Annotated in this window: 15 protein-coding genes and 1 pseudogene; 11 read left to right on the plus strand and 5 right to left on the minus strand. The window is 69.2% G+C overall.

Going from position 1 to position 19234, the window contains the following annotated elements; translation table 11 throughout:
- Positions 1–196 precede the first annotated feature (196 nt).
- Positions 197–1291: a LacI family DNA-binding transcriptional regulator gene (locus KLK06_RS39155; RefSeq protein WP_308168657.1), complete on the plus strand. Its 1095-nt coding sequence runs from the start codon at positions 197–199 to the stop codon at positions 1289–1291.
- Here the strand turns inward: KLK06_RS39155 and KLK06_RS39160 are convergent.
- Positions 1269–4436 (minus strand): glycoside hydrolase family 78 protein, encoded by a 3168-nt coding sequence (locus tag KLK06_RS39160; RefSeq protein WP_214640724.1) that lies wholly within the window; start codon positions 4434–4436, stop codon positions 1269–1271. The genes KLK06_RS39155 and KLK06_RS39160 overlap by 23 nt on opposite strands.
- Before the next feature lie 403 nt (positions 4437–4839).
- Here KLK06_RS39160 and KLK06_RS39165 point away from each other — a divergent pair, with 403 nt between their 5' ends.
- Both KLK06_RS39165 and KLK06_RS39170 read left to right on the plus strand, forming a co-directional pair.
- Positions 4840–7815, plus strand: coding sequence for a GH116 family glycosyl hydrolase (locus tag KLK06_RS39165; RefSeq protein ID WP_214640725.1), 2976 nt, complete (start codon positions 4840–4842; stop codon positions 7813–7815).
- Between the two features lie 215 nt (positions 7816–8030).
- On the plus strand, positions 8031–9392 hold the full coding sequence (locus tag KLK06_RS39170) for an FAD/NAD(P)-binding protein (RefSeq protein ID WP_214640726.1): 1362 nt from the start codon (positions 8031–8033) through the stop codon (positions 9390–9392).
- A gap of 54 nt (positions 9393–9446) precedes the next feature.
- Here KLK06_RS39170 and KLK06_RS39175 read toward each other — a convergent pair whose 3' ends face one another.
- The gene (locus KLK06_RS39175; RefSeq protein WP_214640727.1) at positions 9447–10346 is read right to left on the minus strand and encodes an oxidoreductase; all 900 of its coding nucleotides are present in this window, start codon (positions 10344–10346) and stop codon (positions 9447–9449) included.
- Between the two features lie 81 nt (positions 10347–10427).
- Here KLK06_RS39175 and KLK06_RS39180 point away from each other — a divergent pair, with 81 nt between their 5' ends.
- Both KLK06_RS39180 and KLK06_RS62635 read left to right on the plus strand, forming a co-directional pair.
- Entirely contained in the window at positions 10428–11027 is a 600-nt protein-coding gene (locus KLK06_RS39180) for a TetR/AcrR family transcriptional regulator (RefSeq protein ID WP_214640728.1), read from the plus strand.
- A gap of 343 nt (positions 11028–11370) precedes the next feature.
- A pseudogene (locus tag KLK06_RS62635) lies at positions 11371–11513 on the plus strand (transposase); the annotation flags it as partial.
- A gap of 117 nt (positions 11514–11630) precedes the next feature.
- Here KLK06_RS62635 and KLK06_RS39190 read toward each other — a convergent pair.
- Both KLK06_RS39190 and KLK06_RS39195 read right to left on the minus strand, forming a co-directional pair.
- A complete protein-coding gene (locus tag KLK06_RS39190) occupies positions 11631–12305 on the minus strand; it encodes a response regulator transcription factor (RefSeq protein ID WP_214640729.1) in 675 nt (224 codons plus the stop codon).
- Positions 12302–13429, minus strand: coding sequence for a sensor histidine kinase (locus tag KLK06_RS39195; protein WP_214640730.1), 1128 nt, complete (start codon positions 13427–13429; stop codon positions 12302–12304). The genes KLK06_RS39190 and KLK06_RS39195 overlap by 4 nt, the downstream gene beginning before the upstream one ends.
- Before the next feature lie 217 nt (positions 13430–13646).
- Between KLK06_RS39195 and KLK06_RS39200 the strand changes: the two genes are divergently transcribed.
- On the plus strand, positions 13647–14069 hold the full coding sequence (locus KLK06_RS39200; protein WP_250906711.1) for a DUF6223 family protein: 423 nt from the start codon (positions 13647–13649) through the stop codon (positions 14067–14069).
- 25 nt (positions 14070–14094) lie between these two features.
- On the opposite strand, the gene KLK06_RS39205 is transcribed toward KLK06_RS39200, so the two are convergent.
- Entirely contained in the window at positions 14095–14820 is a 726-nt protein-coding gene (locus KLK06_RS39205; protein ID WP_214640731.1) for a VOC family protein, read from the minus strand.
- Between the two features lie 218 nt (positions 14821–15038).
- Between KLK06_RS39205 and KLK06_RS39210 the strand changes: the two genes are divergently transcribed.
- From KLK06_RS39210 to KLK06_RS39230, 5 genes are all read left to right on the plus strand, one after another.
- A complete protein-coding gene (locus KLK06_RS39210; RefSeq protein WP_214640732.1) occupies positions 15039–15941 on the plus strand; it encodes a helix-turn-helix transcriptional regulator in 903 nt (300 codons plus the stop codon).
- A gap of 94 nt (positions 15942–16035) precedes the next feature.
- The gene (locus KLK06_RS39215) at positions 16036–17013 is read left to right on the plus strand and encodes a hypothetical protein (protein WP_214640733.1); all 978 of its coding nucleotides are present in this window, start codon (positions 16036–16038) and stop codon (positions 17011–17013) included.
- Between the two features lie 26 nt (positions 17014–17039).
- Entirely contained in the window at positions 17040–17936 is an 897-nt protein-coding gene (locus KLK06_RS39220; RefSeq protein WP_214640734.1) for an MBL fold metallo-hydrolase, read from the plus strand.
- 242 nt (positions 17937–18178) lie between these two features.
- Complete coding sequence (locus KLK06_RS39225; RefSeq protein WP_214640735.1) at positions 18179–18535, plus strand: hypothetical protein; 357 nt, start codon at positions 18179–18181, stop codon at positions 18533–18535.
- 193 nt (positions 18536–18728) lie between these two features.
- Positions 18729–19178, plus strand: a complete 450-nt coding sequence (locus tag KLK06_RS39230; protein WP_214640736.1) for a hypothetical protein — start codon at positions 18729–18731, stop codon at positions 19176–19178.
- The last annotated feature ends 56 nt before the right edge of the window (positions 19179–19234 follow it).

Consider the following 19234-nt stretch of genomic DNA (forward strand, 5'->3'; position numbering starts at 1 on the left):
GGGCGGGGGTGGCACGGAACCTCCACATCGACGCCGAGGGGAATTGAAACATTTCAACACCCGCACAGTAGATGGCGACCTCGGTGAGGTCAACAGGTTCGCGCACCGGATCGACGTCTGCACAGGTGAGGGAGTGAAACCTTTCAATTTGATACACTGGTCCAACAAGCTGTGAGCTGAAAGGGTTATCCACGGGGTGTCCGATATCGACAGACCGAGCAAGACCTCGACGAGCGGCTCCGACGGAGAGCGCGCCCGGACGCGCCTCAGCATGGTCGACGTGGCCGCGCACGCCGGAGTGTCGCTCGGCACCGTCTCCAATGTGCTCAACCGCCCCGAGCTGGTGGCGGAGCGGACCCAGCGACGGGTCCGCTCCTCCATCGCCGCCCTGGGGTTCGTGCCCAACGCGCCGGCGCGGCAGCTGCGCGGAGGCCGAAGCCGCACGGTGGGGGTGGTGGTGCGCGAGATAGGCAGTCCCTACTTCAGCGAGATACTGCCGGGCCTAGAGAGCAAGCTGGCCAAGGAGCAGTTCCTGCTGATGGTCTGCAGCTCCGACGACTCTCCCGACAAGGAGGCCTACTACCTGAAGACCCTTGAGGAGCATCGGGTCGCCGGCATCCTCATCTCGCCGGCAGGCGACGACATCGAGCACCTCATCGCACTCCGGCAGCGCGGAGTGGGGGTCGTGCTCCTGGACCGGCTCGGTGTCGGCTCCCAGCTCTGCGCGGTGGCCGTGAACAACGTCCAGGGAGGTGACCTGGCCGGTGACCACCTCTTCTCACTCGGCCACCGCCGCATCGGCTTCCTCAACGGGCCCTCCACGGTCCGGCAGTGCGCCGACCGCAGGGAAGGGCTGCACCGCGCGGCGCGCCGGGCGGGGCTCGACCCCGACGAGGCGATCAGCGAGATCACTCTGTCCGTGCTCAACGCCCAAGGGGGCGAGACAGGGCTGGCCCAGCTGCTCGACGACGAACGCAGGCCGTCAGCGATCTTCTGCATCAACGACATGGTCGCCGTCGGCGTCCTGCGCGACCTGGAAAAGCGCGGGATCGCCGCACCCGGCGAGATGAGCGTGGTGGGGTACGACGACGTCGAGTTCGCCGCCCTGCTGTCACCGGCGCTGACCTCGATCCGCATGCCGAAGCAGCAACTCGGTCAGGCCGCCGCCGAGCTCCTGGTCACCGACTTCCGCGCGGACGACAACCACTGGCACCAGGAGATCGTCTTCCAGCCCGAGCTCATCATCCGCGCATCCACCGCGCCCCCGCCTACCTCAGGGCAGGCCTCTTGATCCCGGTGCGGAACGCGTACGAGCCCGAACCGATCCGGTAGACCGCGGCTCCGCCGTCGAGCCGGTCGAAGGCCACGCACTCGGCCTCGATGGCCGGCACGCCGCCCTCGGTCACCCGCTCCGGCGGCGCGGGCACGTGTACCTCGGCGCGGGTATTGGGCGGCACGACGACGTCCAGGGCGAAGCCGTCGCCCTCCAGCCGCCAGGAGATCTCCACCCTGCCGTGCCTGGTGTGGTGCGCGGTTCTCGCCCAGCCGATCCCGCCGCCGGGGCGGGGGTGCACAACGATGTCGGCGTACCCCGGCGACCCCGGGGCCAGCCCGCCGACCGTCCGGTACATCCAGTCGCCGACGGCCCCATAGGCGTAGTGGTTGAAGGAGTTCATGCCCGGGTCCTGCAGCCCACGGTGGTGGCTCCATGAGTCCCAGCGCTCCCACATGGTCGTCGCGTCGCCGTGCACGACCGGGTAGAGCCACGAAGGGAAGGTGTCCTGCGTCAGCAGCCGGTAGGCCACGTCCAGCCGTCCGGTCGAGGTGAGCGCGTCCAGCAGGTACGGCGTGCCGAGGAAACCGGTCGACAGGTGATCGCCGCGTGCCTCGATGTCGCCGGTCAGCCGGGCCACGGCCCTGGGCAGCTCGTCCTCCTCCAGCAGCCCGGCCATGATGGCCAGCACGTACGCGGTCTGCGTCCTGCTCACCAGCACGCCGGGCCCCTCGATGAAGGCCGCGCGGAACGCCCGCCGTACGTGCCCGTACAGCTCCAGACAGGCCCGCTCGTCCGCGTCGCGGCCGAGTGCGGCGGCGAGTTCGGCGAGTTGCCGGGCGGACAGAGCGAAGATCGCCGTGCCGACGAGCCGTTTGGGGGTCTCGGCGCCGATCGACAGCCAGTCGCCGAACCCCTCCTCGGGGAAGATCCCACCGTCGGAGCGTTTGTCCAGGTACGCCAGCCAGCGCAGCATCGGCTCGAAGCAGGCCGCCACCACCCTGGTGTCGCCGCGCAGCCGGTGCAGAGCCCACGGCAGCATCACCAGCGCGTCGCCCCAGCCGGGCGAGCCCGCCTCCTTGGCGTTGGGCGACGAGCCGCGGCCCGACAATACGTCGGGCACCACGTGCGTGACCGCGCCGTCGTCGCCCTGCGCGTCGACCACGTCGGCCAGCCAGCTCCGCAGGAAGGCGGCGGCGTCGTAGTTGAACAGCGCGGTGGGCGCGAACGCCCAGATGTCACCCGTCCAGCCCAGCCGCTCGTCACGCTGCGGACAGTCGGTGGGGACGGCCAGGAAGTTGCCCCGCTGCCCCCACACGATGTTGCGCTGCAACCGGTCGAGCCGTTCGTCGGAGCAGGTGAACTCCCCCACCGGCTCCATCGCGGCGTGTGCCACCCTGGCCGTGATCGCCTCCGGCGCCGCGCGCAGCCCCGACACCTCCACGTAGCGGAACCCGTGGAAGGTGAACCTCGGCTCGAACGTCTCCATCTCCTCGCCACGCGGCAGGAACTCGTCCGTCGCGCGGGCCGAGCGCAGGTTGGCCAGGTGCAGCGCGCCCTCATGGTCGAGGACCTCGGCGTGCCGCAGCACCACCGGGCGGTCGCGGCCGGCGCGGCCGGTGAGCCGGACCCAGCCGACCAGGTTCTGCCCGAAGTCGGCGATCCACACGCCGGGCCGCCGCTCCCACACCGCCACCGGCTCCAGCTCCTCGTGCACCCGGATCGGCGGCGCGACGGCGGCGGTCAACCGGCCGGCGGGCGGGCTGACGGGCACCGCGGGCACCCAGCCGGAGTCGTCGAACCCGGCCGCCGTCCAGCCGAGCGGCTCGGCCGCCAGATCCTGCCGCTCGCCGTTCTGCAGGTCGGCGTAGCGGATCGAGCCCGAGGCGGCCCGCCATTCCGAGTCGGTGCGCAGCCGGGTGACGCCGCCGTCGTCGTGCAGGATCTCCAGCTCGGCGCGGAGGGCCAGGCGCCGGCCGTAGCGGAAGGGGCCGAACCAGCTGATGTTGCCCGCGTACCACCCGTCGGCGAGAATCGCGCCGAGCGCGTTGTGCCCCTCCGACACCAGTTCCGTGACGTCGTAGGTCTGGTACGTGACACGGTGGCGATAGTCGGTCCAGCCGGGGGCCAGGTGGTCGTCGCTCACCCTGGTGCCGTTCAGGTGGATCTCGTAGACGCCGAGCGCGGTGGCGTACAGCCTGGCCCGGCGCACCGGTGACGGCACGCCGAACTCGCGCCGCAGGTAGGGGCTGGGCCGGTCGCCGATCGGCTCGCGACCCAGCGGTGGGTCGCCATGCAGCCCCACCTCCTCGGCCGGCGGCCACGCCGCGTCGTCGAACCCGGGCTGCTCGAACCCGTCGCCGGGCCGGTCACTGGCCCGCCACCGGCCACCGGACGTGACGGTCACGGCGCTCTCCCCGGCCACCGGCACGAGTTGCGGCAGCACCGGCCGCCCCTCGGCCACGACCTCCAGCCGCACGCACAGCCCCGAGCCTGCGGCCCTGATCGCGAGCACGTTCTCGCCCGAGGCCACCAGGTCACCCGCGTCGGCCACGAACGCCCCTTCCCGCCTCTCCCCCGCGAGCGGCACGCCGTTGACGTACGCCTCGACCTCGGCGGCGCCGCCGATCACCAGCCATGCCGACAGCGGCCTGGCCCCGCCCGGCACCACGAACCGCGTCCTGAACGCCCCCGTCTCCGAGCCGGACGGCCCGAGCCGGTCAGCGACCCAGATACGCGGCACGTTCTCCAGCGACGGCAACCGCTGCGACCCGGGCACCACGGGCGTACCGATCCAGCCCGCCGTCCACCCGGTGGCATCGCCGAGACCGGTCTCGAACCAGTACGCCGGGCTCCAGCCCGTCCACGTGCCACTCTCGTCGGCCACCTTGACCCGCCACTGGTAGCGCGTACGGGGCCGGAGCTCAGCACCGCCGTACGGGAGGTCGTAAGTCGCGGCCGAGGTCACGATGCCGCTGTCCCAGACCACCTCGGCTCCCTCGGCGGCCGGATCGCACTCTCGTCCCACGATCAGCCGGTACGCGCTCTGTGCCCGCCCGCGGCCGGCCCCAGTGATCCGCCAGGAGAACTCCGGCGCACTCGCGTCAAGACCCAGGGGTTCGGCCAGTCCTTCCACGCGCATATCAGTCACGGCTAGATGCATGAAGCGGGCTCCTTCAAGAGAAATTGAAACATTTCAAGCACTGCGCACCGTAAGCAGCCCGAAGTCTTCACGTCAATGTCTGCGCGCTGAGGAGGACAGCGTGCCCGGCGTCACGAACAACCGCCGGCGACAGGCTGAGACAGCAGACGCGCCGGCGCACTGAGCACCGCCCGATCCGCGTTGCCGCCCGCTCGCCGGTCGGCTACGAGAAATGGCCACATTCGTCACATGGTTGACAGTGATCGGCTCGTCTGTGACCCTACTTGAAAGCTTTCAAGTCGACTGCCAGCTGCCGTTCCGGCGCTCGCTCCGACGACGTCATTGCGTGCTTCGAGCCGCGAACACCACTACCACGATCGAGCGACTGGAGACCTCCGTGGCCACGGACAGCACGCGATTCCGCATGAGTCGGCGCATCTTCCTCCAGGGAGCGGGCAGTGGCCTGCTCCTTGCCGCGAGCGGCCTGTGGCGCACCCCCCAGGCCGCCGCGGCAGAGGCCGCGACGTACCAGCTCGAAAACAAGTTCATCAGTCTCTCCGGCGCGTACGGAAAACTCACCCGATTCGCGTGCGATCCGACGGGCTCCGGCAAGTACGAACCCACGGTGTTCGGCTCGGTGTTTCTCGGCGCGACCGACTTCTTCGACGCCGGTTTCAACAACGGCGTCACCTGCACGGCGAGCGACACAGCGCTGAGCCTGGCGGGTATCCAACTGCCGTCGGCGATGAACCTTCAACAGCGGCAGCTCAACTCCCCCGTCCCGCTCAGCGCCGGGCAGACGCTCGGCCAGTCGTTCACCGCGACGATGTACCGCTTCTCCCGAGTCGGCGGCCAGTTCCCCACCTGGAACAGCCAGAACTCGGCGTTGACGATGACGCTCTACGCGGGAACTCCCCAGACCGGTCTCACCGAGATCGCCAGTCGCGAGGTGAACCCGGTGCAGGACAACGGATGGGCCTACCTCGATGTGCCGGATCAGCCGGCCGGGGCCTACTACCTGGAGATATCGCACCGTTCGGGAACCCCCGGCTGGTGGAGCCGGCTCGGCGGCACCACGGCCGACGTGGGCGGGTCGGCATACAACAATCGTCAGGTGCAGGCGGATCGCACGATGACGATCGAGGTCGCGGGTTTCAACGTCGACGGCATCGCGTCGTGGGATCTCAAGCTCTCCGGCCGGAACCTGACGATGACGTACGACATTCAGTGGCAGAACGAGCCACGGTCCGACCCCGGCCTGACGCTCAACACGTCGTGGCTCCGCGACGGATACTCCGTCGCCGCAGCGGACGGCGTCCTGTTCAACCGCTTCTACGGAGACCGCGGCGACTACATGCCCGCCGAACAACTGAAGCGTCGAGACGCCTGGACGAACCCGGTGTCGGGATCGAAGGCGGTCACAGCGAGCGGCAGCGGCCCGTACGACCTCCGGATCACGGGAACCGAACCGGTCCTCGACGGCACGATGACCGCCAAGTCGATGGCGATGACGCTCAACTCCGGCAGCGCGGACGCGGAGCGGGCCATCTCGCGATCGCTCGCGGTGGGAGTCCAGCCGCATTCCGACGCGCTGCCGGAGGTCTTTCCGGTCTTCGTGGCATCCGATCAGCACAGGGCGGCGCAGCTGTCCACCTTCTACTGGGAGCGTGCGCTCAGTTTCCGATTCAGCGGGCACGCCATGGACTGGGCCGACTGGGAGGGGCGCATCCTGGACTGGACCGCCACGGCGGGCTCCAGGGCACAGGCCGATTCCCTGTTGAGCACGCAACTGGAAGAGGACGGGTACGTCTGGTCATGGTCGGATTCGCCGGCGTGGCCCTTCCCCGACCCGACTCTCTTCGACGCTAGACACTTCACGTCCAATGCCATGTACATCCTCGGCGCCTGGCGTTACTACTCGTGGACGGGAGACTCCGAATTCCTCGCCACGATGCTGCCGCGAGTGCGGCGTGCGATGAGCTTCTATCTCGACTCACTCGGCGGAAAGAGTGGGATCGTCACGATCACGTCGCCCGACCACAGCGGACGGGACGGATCGCTGGCCTCCAACTACTGGGACATCACGTCGTTCGGCTATCAAGACGCCTATCTCAACGCCTACTTCTACGGGGCCCTCGAGGCGATGGCTCAGCTCGAGGAGCACGTCGGAAACACGAGGAGAGCGGACGAGCTGAGGTCCGTGCGCCGGCAAGCCCAGAAGCGCTACAACCAGGTGTTCTGGAACGATGCGGCGGGCAGGTACGTCCAGACCATCGACGCCGACGGCGTCGCTCACGACTACGGCTCGACCTACGTCAACCTCGAAGCGGCCTCGTTCGGCCTCCCCACCAAGAAGCAGGCCGCGCGCATCTTCGACTGGCTCGACAACGGCCACACCGAGCTGCAGGAAGCGGTCGTACTGATCGAGAGCGGCGGCCTGGCACCGACGATCGGAGCGGGCCACTCGCTGGGGCAGAGCTTCACGGCGAACGCCGAGTTCACGAGCGTCGCCGCGCGATTCCCCACCTACGGCAAGCGCGGTGCCGCGTTCACGATGTCGTTCTACCAGGGGCTGCCGGGCGAGACGTCGGTCAAGATCGCGGAACAGCGGTTCACCGACTGGAGCGACGGCCAGGTAGCGCACATCGATCTGCCGAAGCAGCCACCCGGCGTGTACTACCTGGAGGTCTCACAGGTCACGGGCACGCTCGCGTGGTGGTCGTCGGCGACGGCCGTGCCGGGGGCGGCGGCGTATTCCGACGGGAGTCCCGCACCGGATGCCTCGACCAGGTTCGTCGCAGCACTCGGCGACTACGTCGAGGGACCCGCCGACATCTACTCGAAGTGGGTGTTCGCCCCGAGGTCGACGACGCGTCGCAACAGCTACTGGTTCTTCCTGACCCACCTCACGAATCCCTGGGGAGACGAAGTGCAAGATGGCGGAGCCATCCTCTACACCTCGGGATTCGACGTGATGGCGCGCGCCCGCTATCGATCCGCCGATGATGCCTGGGCGCGGATGACGACGATCCTCGATCGGTGGAGCGAACCCGACCACATCTGCGGCGGCGCTCCCCTGTTCCGCGGCGAGAGCACGGTCGGCAGCCCGGGCGGAAGCTCGGTCGGAACCGATATCCCGTTCCCGGAGAGCGGACTGGCGCCGGCCAGTTTCCTGTACGCCTTCATCGGGGTCGAAGCCGAGCCGGATGCTCTGGTCATCACCCCGAACCTGCCGTCGAAACTGGCCAATGCCGGCGTACGTCACCTCCGCTGGCGCGGACACCAGCTCGACCTGCTCGTGACACGCAACACGGTCACCCTCACAGGCAAGGGACTGGCGATCAAGCGGCGGTACAAGCCTGGCCATTCGGTGCGCGTGCCGTCAAGTGAGCTGAAGTGAGACGCGGAACGCCGCGCCTGCCGGCCGAAGCGGCGTGGGAGCCCGCCCACGGTCCGCTCCATCCGCGCTCTCGTCCTGCGCCTGGTTCGAGGGAACCCCAGCTGGGGTCACCGTGCTCACCTGGGCCGATGCCACTGACACCATCAGTACAGAGCCGTCCGGCTGACCCTCATAGAGGCTATATAACCTATATATCCCACAGGTATAGTCGGTTTATGCGTACACCATCGGTCGCGGTCGTCGGCGGCGGCGCGAGCGGCGCCCTGACCGCGATCCACCTCCTGCGACTCGCCCGCACCTCCTGGACGCCCGTGGCCGTCACCCTGCTCGACCAGCACGGTCGGCACGCCCTCGGCCAGGCATACGCCACCACCGACCCGCACCACCTGCTCAACACCCGTGCCGACAGGATGAGCGCCCTCCACGACGAGCCGGACCACCTGCTGACCTGGGCGCGCATCGCGGGCTTGGACGTGAACGGCTCCAGCTACCTGCCACGAACCATCTACGGCCGCTACCTGCGCGATGTGCTGACCGTCGCGGAAGATCCGCCCAACCGGCCGCTCCACCGCGTCACCGCCACAGCCGTCGCCTTGGACGGCGATCACGCGGTACGGCTGGCGAACGGCCGGCGCATCGACGCGGACGCGGTCGTCCTGGCCCTCGGCAACCGGAGCCCAGCACCCGTGCCAGGCCTGATCGCGCATCCTCGGTACGTCGCCGACCCGTGGGCGGGCGGCGCGCTGACCGGCATCGGCGATGGCGCACCCGTGCTGGTGCTCGGCACCGGGCTGACCATGGTGGACGTGGCCCTCACCGTGACGCGGGCGCACCCGGGCACGGTGGTGTACGCGCTGTCGCGGCACGCCCTCCTCCCCCGCCCGCACCTACCCCAGCCGGCCTCGCCCGTCCCCGTGACCGTTCCCGACGAGCCGTTGCGGGTCGCGGACCTGCTGGCCACCACGCGGCGGGCGGTACGCGAGAGCGGCGGCGACTGGCACGGCGTCATGGAGGGCCTGCGCCCGCACGCCCAGGCGCTGTGGCGGCGGCTCGGCCCGGGTGAGCGGCGGCTGTTCCTGCGGCGGGTGGCGCGCTACTGGGAGATTCACCGGCATCGCATCCCGCCCGCCTCCGCGGCCGCCATCGCCGATCTGCGCGCCCGCGGACGGCTGCGGCTGCTGCGTGGCAGCCTGATCGAAACCAAGCCCGCCGCCGGTGGCCTGCGCGTCCGTGCCGATCTGGACGGCACCATGACCGACCTCGATGTCGGCTGGCTGGTCAACGCCACGGGGCCCAGCGCCGACGTCACCACCGATCCCTTCCTCGCGAGCCTCATCACCGCCGGGATGGCCCGGCCCGACCCGCTCCGGCTCGGCCTCGACGCCGGTCCGGACGGCGCGGTGCTGGACGCGGCCGGGCGGCCGAGCGACCGCCTCTTCACCCTGGGTCCGCTGCTGCGAGGGACTCTGTACGAGACGACCGCCGTGCCGGAGATTCGCGCACAGGCGGCGGCTCTCGCACCGCGCCTCGTCGAGGTGGCCGCATCCCATGCCGCCCGCGCTCAGTCGGTGGCGTGAGCGGCGGCACTCAACGTGGTGATGGTGAGCTCTGCCGCCGCGCGGGCCGTGCTTTCAGGTCCTCGCCGGTACGGCCGGTTCGGGGAAGGTGATGCCGGTCAGTTTCTCGGAGACGGTCCACAGGCGACGGGCGGATACGGAGTCGCTGGCCGCCGTGGAGCGGCCGACCAGGGTGGGGGCGCCGCGCATCTCGGCGAAGCCGTCGGGGCCGACATAGCTTGCGCCGGGCAGGTCCTGGACGGCGGCATAAAGGGTCGGTAGCGCCCCGGCCTTGTTGTCCTGGGCCATGAAGCTGTTGCCCAGGCGGAAGAGGGTGCGCCGGAGGACGTTGGCGTCGTGCCCTTGGAGGTTGGTCGCGGCCCAGCCGGGATGGGCGGCCAGGGCGCGTACGGGCGAGCCCGCCTCGGTGAGCCGCCGCTGGAGTTCGAGCGTGAACAGCAGGTTGGCCAGCTTCGACTGACTGTAGGCCTTCATGGGGGCGTACTCACCGGTCAGGTTGAGGTCGTCGAAGTGGATGCGGGGGTTGCCCGGCATCCGATGCGCGCCGGACGACACGGTCACCACGCGGTCGGTGATGTGCGGCAGCAGCAGGTTGGTCAGGGCGAAGTGGCCCAGGTGATTGGTGCCGAACTGCAGCTCGAAGCCGTCTTTGGTGCTGGCCTGCGGGATGTTCATGACACCGGCGTTGTTGATGAGCAGGGCCAGATCATCGTGCCAGCCGGCGGCGAACTCTCGGACGGAGGCGAGGTCGGCCAGGTCGAGCCGGCGTACCTCCACGCTCCCCCGCACGGTTGCGGCGGCGGCCTGGCCGCGCTTGGTGTTTCGTACGGCGAGCACCACATGAGCGCCCGCGCCGGCCAGCGCTTCGACGGTGGCGATGCCGAGGCCGCTGTTGGCGCCGGTCACGATGGCGATCCGGCCGGCCTGGTCGGGTATGTCGATGATGTTCCACATGGACTTCAATGTAGGCGATGACAACAATGCTGTCAACGACAACAATGTAGACGGCAGCCACATTCGGCTAGACTGACGGTCATGCACATCCGTCCTGGCCGTTACCACCACGGAGACCTCCGCGCCGCGCTGCTCAACCGCGCCGAGGAAACGCTCCGGGAGAAGGGGCCGGCCGCGCTGTCGCTGCGTGAGCTCGCCCGCGACCTGGGCGTCAGCCATGCCGCGCCGAGCCGCCACTTCAAGGACAAGCAGGCCCTGCTGGACGCGCTGGCGCTGACCGGCTTCGAGCGGCTCGACGAGACCCTCAAGGCATCCCGGGAACGGGCTGACGAGTCGTTCGCCGAGCGGCTGGCCGTCATGGCTCACGCCTATGTGGGCTTCGCCACGGCCAACGCGGAGCTGCTCGACCTGATGTACTCGATCAAGCACGATCCGGAGGCGTCGGAGGCGTTGGACGCGGCCGCCCAGCGCTGGTCCGAGCAGATCGTCGAACTGATCGGCGAGGGCCAGCGCCAGGGCCAGGTGCGCGAGGGGCCGATGGAACGCGTCGGTCTGCCGGTCTTCGTGACCCTGCACGGCTATGCCAGCATGGCGGTTAGCGGCATGCTGCCACTGGAGACGATCGAGCATGGACTGGACGACGTGATCGCGTACATCTTGCAAGGGTGTGCGCCGGAGTAGGGCTGCAGAGGACCATGATCGGGTTCATCTCCCGCTCCTTTCGGCCCGGTCGCTTCCGAGGCGGTCGAGACACTCCCGCTCCCCACCTGTGCTCTGATCTCCGTCGTCGCCGCCGATGAGGAGCGCACGGCGCGAGTTGCGCAGCTTGATCCCGCGACCCCGGCAAGTAGGGGCGACGCGTCTTGGGTTGCGTCCACGGGTGTGGTGTATGAGTTTGGCCTGGTGACAGGTGTGGCGTCGGGAAAGGGGGACGGCCATCGCGTGATCCTTCGAGTGCGCAGTTCAAGATCGAAGGAGAACAAGGCGATGGCCGCAGACAACAGTGTGACGCCCGGTGAGGCAGATCGAGGCCGATGACCCGGACATGTTGCGATCCATGTCAAGACCATGGCCGAAGCGTTGATGTCGGCCGAGGCCGACAGCTTGTGCGGGGCCGGCTACGGGCAGCGCAGCAGCGAGCGGACCGACTCGCGCAACGGCTACCGGGTCGCGGCCCCGCTGCGGGCGCTACCCGATCCGGTCGGCGCCGACATCAAGATCTCCTAACGAGACCGGCTCGGCGGCCTCCAACACGAATACGCCCAGGTCGCATGATGCGACACATCATCGCAGGTCAGAGGAGCTGCGCGGGACTACCAGGCCGGATTCGTAGGCGAGGACCACGAGCTGAGCGCGGTCGCGGGCGTGGAGCTTGGCCATGGCCCGGTTGATGTGAGTTTTCGCGGTCATCGGGCTGATCGCCATGCGGTCCGCGATCTGGTCGTTGGACAGGCCCTGCGCGACCAAGGCGACGGCCTCGCGTTCGCGGTTGGTCAGTTCTTCCAGCCCTGTGCCGGTGCCGGTGTTGAGCGGCTGTGTGACGTACCGGTCGATGAGTTTGCGGGTGATCGAGGGGGCGAGCAGCGCGTCGCCGCGCGCGGCGACGCGTACAGCGTGCAGGAAGTCTTCGGGCAGGATGTCTTTGACGAGGAATCCGGCTGCGCCGGCGCGCAGCGCGTTGAAGACGTATTCGTCAAAGCCGTAATTGGTCAGGATGACGACGTGCACCCCGGCCAGGGCCGGGTCCGCGGCGATGCGCCGGGTCGCCTCGATGCCGTCGACGATCGGCATCCGGATGTCGATGAGAGCGACGTCGGGCCGGTGTTCCCTGACCAGGGCCAGGCCCTCCATCCCGTCGCCGGCCTCGGCCACCACCTCGATGTCGCCCTCTAGGTCGAGGAGCGCGCGGAATCCGCTACGCAGCAGCGGCTGGTCGTCGACCAGCAGGACACGGATCACGGCATCCGGTCCACAGGGAGTTCGGCCTGGACGGTGAAGCCTCCCTCGCTGCGCGGCTCCGCGCGCAGGTGACCGCCGAGGGCGGTGACTCGTTCGCGCATCCCGAGCAGCCCGACGCCGGGTACCGGGGCGGTGTCCGGCGTCGCCTTGCCGTCGTCATCGATGCGTATCGCGAGGGCGTCCGGACGGCAGTCGATCCGGACCGACGCGGTGGCGGCGGCGGCATGCCGGGCGACGTTGGTGAGCGACTCCTGAACGATCCGGTAGACGGTCCGGCTCACCGCGGCCGGCACGTCGTGTCGTTGCCCTTCGATCGTCAGCGTCGCGTCCAAGCCGATGGTACGGGCCCGTTCCACCAGTGCCGGGACGTCGTCGAGCCCATGCGGCGGACTCGTGTCGTCGTCGCGCAGCGCCTCCAGGGTCGCGCGCAACTCCCGCGCCGCCTCACGTCCGGCCTCCCGGATCGCCAGCAGGGCCTCTGGCACCTGTTCGCCACGCCTGCGGGCCACGTGGACGGCGACTTCGGCCTGCACCTTGATGATCGAGATCTGGTGGGTGAGCGAATCATGCAGCTCCCGCGCGATGTGCAGCCGCTCCTCGTCGGCGCGGTGCCGCGCGGTCTCCTCCCGGGTCCGCTCGGCTTCCTCCGCCCGCCGCTCGGCCTGCCGCAGCGCTTCACCCGCGGCGCCGGCCGCGATCAGCCAGGCCAGCTCGAGGGCGCCTCGGGCCTGTGCGAACGCCTGGCCCGTGTCATGCAGGCCCGATGCCAGGGCCGCGAGAGGCAGAGCGGCCAGCATGACCACGCTCGCCGCCACCGTGATGACGCGGTGTCCCGCCCGTACGGCGGCATACACCGCGAACAGGTACGCGACGGCAGGCACGTCGAAACCGGCAGCCTGGTAACCCACCGCACACAGCCCGGTGACGGCCAGGACGACAACCGGAGCTCGGCGGCGCGCGGCCAGCACCAGGCCGCCTGCCACCAGCAGCGCGTAGCCGAACAGGTCGAGGTTCGTGGCGGAGCTCTGCCCGGACAGACCGGTGACCAGCAGCGCCGCCGCCACGCAGGCGGCGATCGCCCAGTCTCTGACAGCGGCTCGGACGCCGAACCGTCCTGTACTCATGCGCGCACCATAGCCCGATGCTCGCGCGGGCGACTCCTGCGAACGGATGACCGGCCGACTACCGCACACGCGGTACTTTCGCGATTCCTGCGGCGTCCGCGGTGGCCGGCTGCGGCATCGGCGGCAGCGCGAATTGCCTGCCTCTGCTGGACGACCGGTGGTGGGTCCGGCGGACATGATCAGGCCACGTCCAGTCGCCGAGGAGAAGGAGCATCTCATGTCAGTCCGATTCGTGCTTGCCGTGGCCGCAGCCGCCCTGCTCGGAGGTTTCGGGCTTGCCACACCGGCGGCCGCGCACGTCTTGGCCCAGCCGGACCCCGTCAGTACCTACGCCCTGACCGCCGGGCGTCTCTGGTCCTTGGTGGGTGCGCTGCTGGGGGTGGCCGGCGTGGTCATCGGCGGGCTGGCCCTGGCCCGCTCGGCCGGTCGTACCGGCACCGGCTCAGGGAGAAGGGGGGCCATCGTGGCCCTGGCGGCGGGGCTGGCTGGCGCGGTCATCGGCGGACTGGTCGTGGCCGCCGCCGAAGGTGGTCCCGGCACAGGCTACGGAATAGTCGGGGGCTACGTGGCCCTGGTGGTGGGGCTGATCGGCATGGTCCTCAGCGGGCTGGCGCTGGCCCGCTCCCGCCGCACCGGCTGACCACAGCGAATACGAGGGTCTTCCGTCAGCCCTGATAGAGATCGATGCGGTTCCCGTTGGGATCTGCCACGCACGAAGACAGCGGCTTCCACGGCTTGTCCACCGGCGGGTAGACCTCGATGGCCCCGGCGTCAACGGCGCGGCGGTGCGCAGCGTCCACGTCGTCAACGAGCAGACCAAACCGGGACACCCCGGCCGGACCGTCGTGCTTGCCATGCTCGTTGGCCTCATGCGCGACGGTCAGCAGGAAGAACTCCTCGCTCGGCCAGGCACCGAACTGGAACGAGGAGATCTCCTCGTTGAACACCGCGTCGAACGCGGCCCGGTAGAAGGCAATCGACTCGGCCAAGTCTGCGACGTTGATCGTCACCTGGACGATGCGCGGGGTCTTCAGGTCAGGCATAGCCACTCCGTGTTCGATGTAGTGGTCCACAACGCGGACCATGCGGGACAGAACCTCGGCGCGATCCACCAGCCGCTCTCGGTGCTGATGCAGCACGGTGCGCAGCGACTCGTCGTCCGGGTCGTCCATGACGACGCGGACAGCGTCGATCGGCACATCGACGCGCCGCAGCGCACAGATCAGCCTGGCTTGCCGGATCTGCTCAGGGCGGTAGCGACGATATCCAGTGACCGGATCGACGACCGCCGGCCGCAGCAAGCCGAGTTCGTCGTAGTGCCGTAAGGCATGGATCGACAGGCCGCAAACCAGGGCGAAGGCACCAATGGCCAAGAGATTGTCGCTACTCACTCAGACAGCATCCGGTCTCGGGCTACCCGAGAGTCAAGCGGGCATGGCCCCAACACGACCGCACTGCCAGCCCGGCTCGGTTCGTGCTTATGATCTTCAACGACGTGCACGGACCCCAACGGCCGAGTTTCGGGCAGCTACAGGGCACAGAAGTCCTGGCATGCCTATCCCTGGCAGGGTGTGGCTGGGTTGCGGACCGGCGACGAATACTGTGAGCCATGGACGCGAAACGACAGCTCGGCGAGTTCCTGCAGACCAGGCGCTCTCAGCTGCGGCCCGAGGACGTGGACGTCGCCACCTACGGTGGCCGGCGCCGGGTCCCCGGGCTGCGCCGGGAGGAGTTGGCCCTGTTGGCCGGGGTGAGCGCGTCGTACTACTCGCGGCTGGAACAGGGCCAGGCGTCCAACGCCTCGCCCGAGGTGCTGGACGCGCTGGCCCGGGCACTGCGCCTGGACGATGCGGAACGCCGGCACCTGCACGAATTGGCCACCGGCACCCGTCGCAGGGTCGTCGGCCGACGACCCGCGCCCGAACGGGTCAGCCCTGCGACGCGTCAGCTGATCGCGACGCTGAGCGACGTGCCGGTAGTGGTGCTCGGCCGGCGCGGCGACGTGCTGGCCTGGAACACGCCGGGACACGCTTTGTACGCCGGTCATCTGGCCATGGACAGTCCGGACATACCGCGGCAGCGGCCCAACATGGCGCGCCTGGTGTTCCTGGACGCACACACCCGTGACCTGTACGCCGACTGGGCCGCCAAGGCACGTGCCGTGGTGGCGACCCTGCGGATGGCCTCCGGGCACCACCCGGAGGACCCGCTGCTGGCCGCGCTGCTCGGGGAGCTGACGGTAAAGAGCCCGGTGTTCGCCACGATGTGGGCCGACCACAGAGTCAAGTTCGGCGGCGACGCGGTCTACGAAATGCGCCACCCGTTGGTGGGCACCATGCAGGTGACCCAGCAAACGCTGCAGACCGCCGACGAACAGGCGGTGGTCGCCAGCACCACCGAACCTGGTTCGCCCTCACACTCGGCGATGACCCTGCTCATACACAGCGCGGTCACCGGGCGTGCCTCCGCCGCGCAAGACCGTCGGCACGACGCGCCGACGCGGACCGGCTGACTCCTTCTCTCACGTTCCCAGGCGCTCCGGATGGAGCGCCCGATGTCGCACGCCCGCGAACCCCCGTTCGCGGAATCAGTCAAAGGAACCAGGAATGCGCAAGAGAATGCTCATCCTCGCGGTCGCCGCTGCTGTCGCCGGGATGGGACTGATGACCGTACCTCCGACGAACGCGGCGACAACGACCACCGCCGCCACCGCGCCGGCGGCGACGTCACGGATCACGGTGCACTTCGACCTGGCGAAGGGCCAGATGCCGGAGAACGTCACGCTCGGCCCCGACGGTACGGCCTACGTCACCTTCGCGGCCGCCCGCCAGGTTGCCGCGATCAGCCCGTCCGGCTCCATACGGATCCTGGCTACCCTCCCCGCGCCCGCCGACGGCGGCGCCGGCACCCCGGCGCTCGGGTTCGCTCTCACCACCGGTATCGTCCGCACCGGCGACGGCACGCTGTACTTCCTGTACGCCAGCGGCGACGCCGCGACCACCGGCCTCTACCGGCTGCGTCCCGGGCAGGAGCCGAGGCGCATCGCCGCGCTACCGGCCGCCGGACTGCCCAACGGCCTGGCGTATGACGAGTCGGCGAAGACCTTCTACCTCACCGACTCGGTGCTCGGCACCATCAACGCCGTGCCCTTGGATGGCGGCCACGCAGAGGTCTGGTCGTCGGCGCCGGAACTCGCCGCGACCGGATTCCTCGGCGCCAACGGCATCAAGGTGCGGCACGGCGCGATCTGGGCCACCAACCTCGACCAGGGCACCCTGCTCCGGATCCCGATCAAGAGAGGTCGCCCCGGACCCGTCCGGGTCGAAGCCGCCGACCTCGCCGGCATCGACGACATCGCCTTCGCCGGATCCGGCGACGACCAGGTCATCGCTGCACTCAATGGGCCGAACAAGGTCGTCCTCCTCGATGCGGACGGCCACGCGAAGACACTCCTGACGGCCGCCGCCGGACTGCAGAACCCGACCTCGGTGGCCGTCCGCGGCCGCACCGTCTACGTGCTCAGCGCCGCCTACACCACCGCCACCGATCCCAACCTGGTGCTGGCCACCCTGCCGCGCCGTTGACCCATACCCCTGGAGACACCCACATCATGCACGAGATCAAGCTCGGCGACGTCACCGTCACCCGCGTCGAGGAGACGCACGGCCCGATCATGCCCACCGGGGCGTTCTTCCCCACCATGCCGGACGAAGCCTGGCAGGAGCATCGCGACCTGCTCGTTCCGGACCACCTCGGCGCCGACGACGACATGGTTCACGTCGCCATGCAAACCTGGCTGCTGCGCAGCGAGGGCCGCACCATCCTGATCGACACCGGCATCGGCAACGACAAGAACCGCCCCGCCGTCGAACCCTGGCACCGGCAGCAGCTGGACTACCTCGGCCGGCTCGCCGCGGCCGGAGTCCAGCCGGAGGACGTCGACCTGGTCGTCAACACGCACCTGCACCTTGACCACGTCGGCTGGAACACCCGCCTGGTCGGCGGCGAGTGGGTGCCGACCTTTCCGAACGCCGGCTACCTGATGCCGGCCGTCGACTTCCACCACTGGAACCCGGTGAACAATGCGGGCATCCCCGGCAGTGTCAACGAGTACGCCTTCGAGGACAGCATCGCCCCGGTGCATGCCGCCGGACAGGCGCTCCTGTGGGAGGGCACGTACACCATCGACAGGAACCTGCGCCTGGAGGCCGCCCCCGGGCACACGCCCGGCCACGCCGTGATCAAACTGGAGTCTGGCGGCGACCGGGCCATGTTCGCCGGCGACATCATCCACACCCCGCTGCAACTGCACCACCACGGCCACGACAGCTGCTTCTGCGAGAACCCGGCCCAGGCCCGCGACACCCGGCGCCGCCTGCTCGACTGGGCCGCCGACACCGCCGCCTTGGTGCTGCCTGCCCACTTCAGCGGCCGGTCAGCCCTGGAGATCGAGCGTCACGCCGGCGCCTACGCCGTCAAGCAGTGGGGCCCTTTCAGCCGCTACTGACTGCTGGGCATCCGCGTTCGTGACCGGCCCGTACGTCACATCCGGCGGAGGCCGCCTCTGCAGCCCCGCCGACCGGGGCGCATCGTTGCGGCGCGTCCGAGTGCGCCCCGATCACGGCGCGGACCGCTCCGTGTCCCAACGCCATCCGTCCGCGCGGTTAGGGCCGTCCATCTGGGCTGATCAACACCAAGATCTCCACCTCTTTCGAGCCTGGGCCGACGCCACCCCGATAGGCTCCTGAAATGCGCAAACGGGGCAAGAAGCCGAAGAAGAGCAAGGCCGATTGGTACGCGGTGCGGTGTATCTTCCGCTGGCGGGAGCCGTACGACAGCTACGAGGAGCGCATCACCGTCTGGCGGGCCACTTCCCTGGAGGAGGCCATCGAGCTGGCCGAACAGGAGGCCGCCGAGTACTGCGAGGCCGGCCCGTTCGACTACCTGAACCTGGCGCAGGCCTACCACCTGGGTGATGAGGCGATCCAGTCCGGCGCGGAGGTCTTCTCCCTGCTGCGTGACAGCGACCTCGCACCAGAGGACTACCTGAGCGCGTTCTTCAACACTGGCACTGAGCGCCAGGCCGAGGAGGCCGAGGAGAGCTGACGATGTCTCGCCGGATCGACTTCTACGACGACTCCGCCCAACAGCCTGGTTCCCTCGGTCAACGTCATCGTCACCAACGACGCCGGGGACGTGCGCGCCGGGCCGAGGCGATGAAACCCTACGGCTGGACTACCACGGCCCCAACCATGCCCCAGGCAACATCTTCATCTACGCCCCGGACTACACCACGCTCATGGTGGTCGACGTCCTGTTCCCGGGCTGGGTGCCGTTCAAGAACCTGGCCGTCTCTCAGGACATCCCCGACTGGGTCAAAGCACAGAGCATCGCCATGGACTACCCGTGGCAGACACTCGTCGGCGGGCACCTCGGGCGCCTCGGGACCCGCGCTGACGGCGAGCTGCAAATCCAGTACATGAACGACCTGGACGCGAGTACCCGGGCCGCGATCACCTCCGTCGATCCAACGCCGTTCTTCGCCAAGTACGGCGCCCAGGGCAACGCCTGGGCGATCTTCAAAACCTTCCTCGACGCCGTCGCCCAGACTGCGGCGGCTCCCGTGACCGCCAAGTACGCCGGCCTCCTCGCCGCCGCGGATGTCTTCACCGTGGACAACGCGTGGACCCTTCTGGAATCTCTGCGCATCGACACCGGAATCCTCGGCCCCTTCGGCATCCGGCCCTGACGGACCATTCATCCACCTGCGCTCCCGAGAAGAACACCGCAGCGGGCCCCCGGTGT

It is taken from the genome of Nonomuraea sp. NEAU-A123 (assembly GCF_018603905.1).
Classification (GTDB): domain Bacteria; phylum Actinomycetota; class Actinomycetes; order Streptosporangiales; family Streptosporangiaceae; genus Nonomuraea.

What these genes read in the sequence shown, in the direction of transcription:
- KLK06_RS39160 (WP_214640724.1), bottom strand. Translation starts at nt 4,436, where the DNA reads ATGCATCTAGCCGTGACTGATATGCGCGTGGAAGGACTGGCCGAACCC.
- KLK06_RS39165 (WP_214640725.1), top strand. Translation starts at nt 4,840, where the DNA reads ATGAGTCGGCGCATCTTCCTCCAGGGAGCGGGCAGTGGCCTGCTCCTT.
- KLK06_RS39170 (WP_214640726.1), top strand. Translation starts at nt 8,031, where the DNA reads ATGCGTACACCATCGGTCGCGGTCGTCGGCGGCGGCGCGAGCGGCGCC.
- KLK06_RS39175 (WP_214640727.1), bottom strand. Translation starts at nt 10,346, where the DNA reads ATGTGGAACATCATCGACATACCCGACCAGGCCGGCCGGATCGCCATC.
- KLK06_RS39180 (WP_214640728.1), top strand. Translation starts at nt 10,428, where the DNA reads ATGCACATCCGTCCTGGCCGTTACCACCACGGAGACCTCCGCGCCGCG.
- KLK06_RS39195 (WP_214640730.1), bottom strand. Translation starts at nt 13,429, where the DNA reads ATGAGTACAGGACGGTTCGGCGTCCGAGCCGCTGTCAGAGACTGGGCG.
- KLK06_RS39200 (WP_250906711.1), top strand. Translation starts at nt 13,647, where the DNA reads ATGTCAGTCCGATTCGTGCTTGCCGTGGCCGCAGCCGCCCTGCTCGGA.
- KLK06_RS39210 (WP_214640732.1), top strand. Translation starts at nt 15,039, where the DNA reads ATGGACGCGAAACGACAGCTCGGCGAGTTCCTGCAGACCAGGCGCTCT.
- KLK06_RS39215 (WP_214640733.1), top strand. Translation starts at nt 16,036, where the DNA reads ATGCGCAAGAGAATGCTCATCCTCGCGGTCGCCGCTGCTGTCGCCGGG.
- KLK06_RS39220 (WP_214640734.1), top strand. Translation starts at nt 17,040, where the DNA reads ATGCACGAGATCAAGCTCGGCGACGTCACCGTCACCCGCGTCGAGGAG.
- KLK06_RS39225 (WP_214640735.1), top strand. Translation starts at nt 18,179, where the DNA reads ATGCGCAAACGGGGCAAGAAGCCGAAGAAGAGCAAGGCCGATTGGTAC.
- KLK06_RS39230 (WP_214640736.1), top strand. Translation starts at nt 18,729, where the DNA reads ATGGTGGTCGACGTCCTGTTCCCGGGCTGGGTGCCGTTCAAGAACCTG.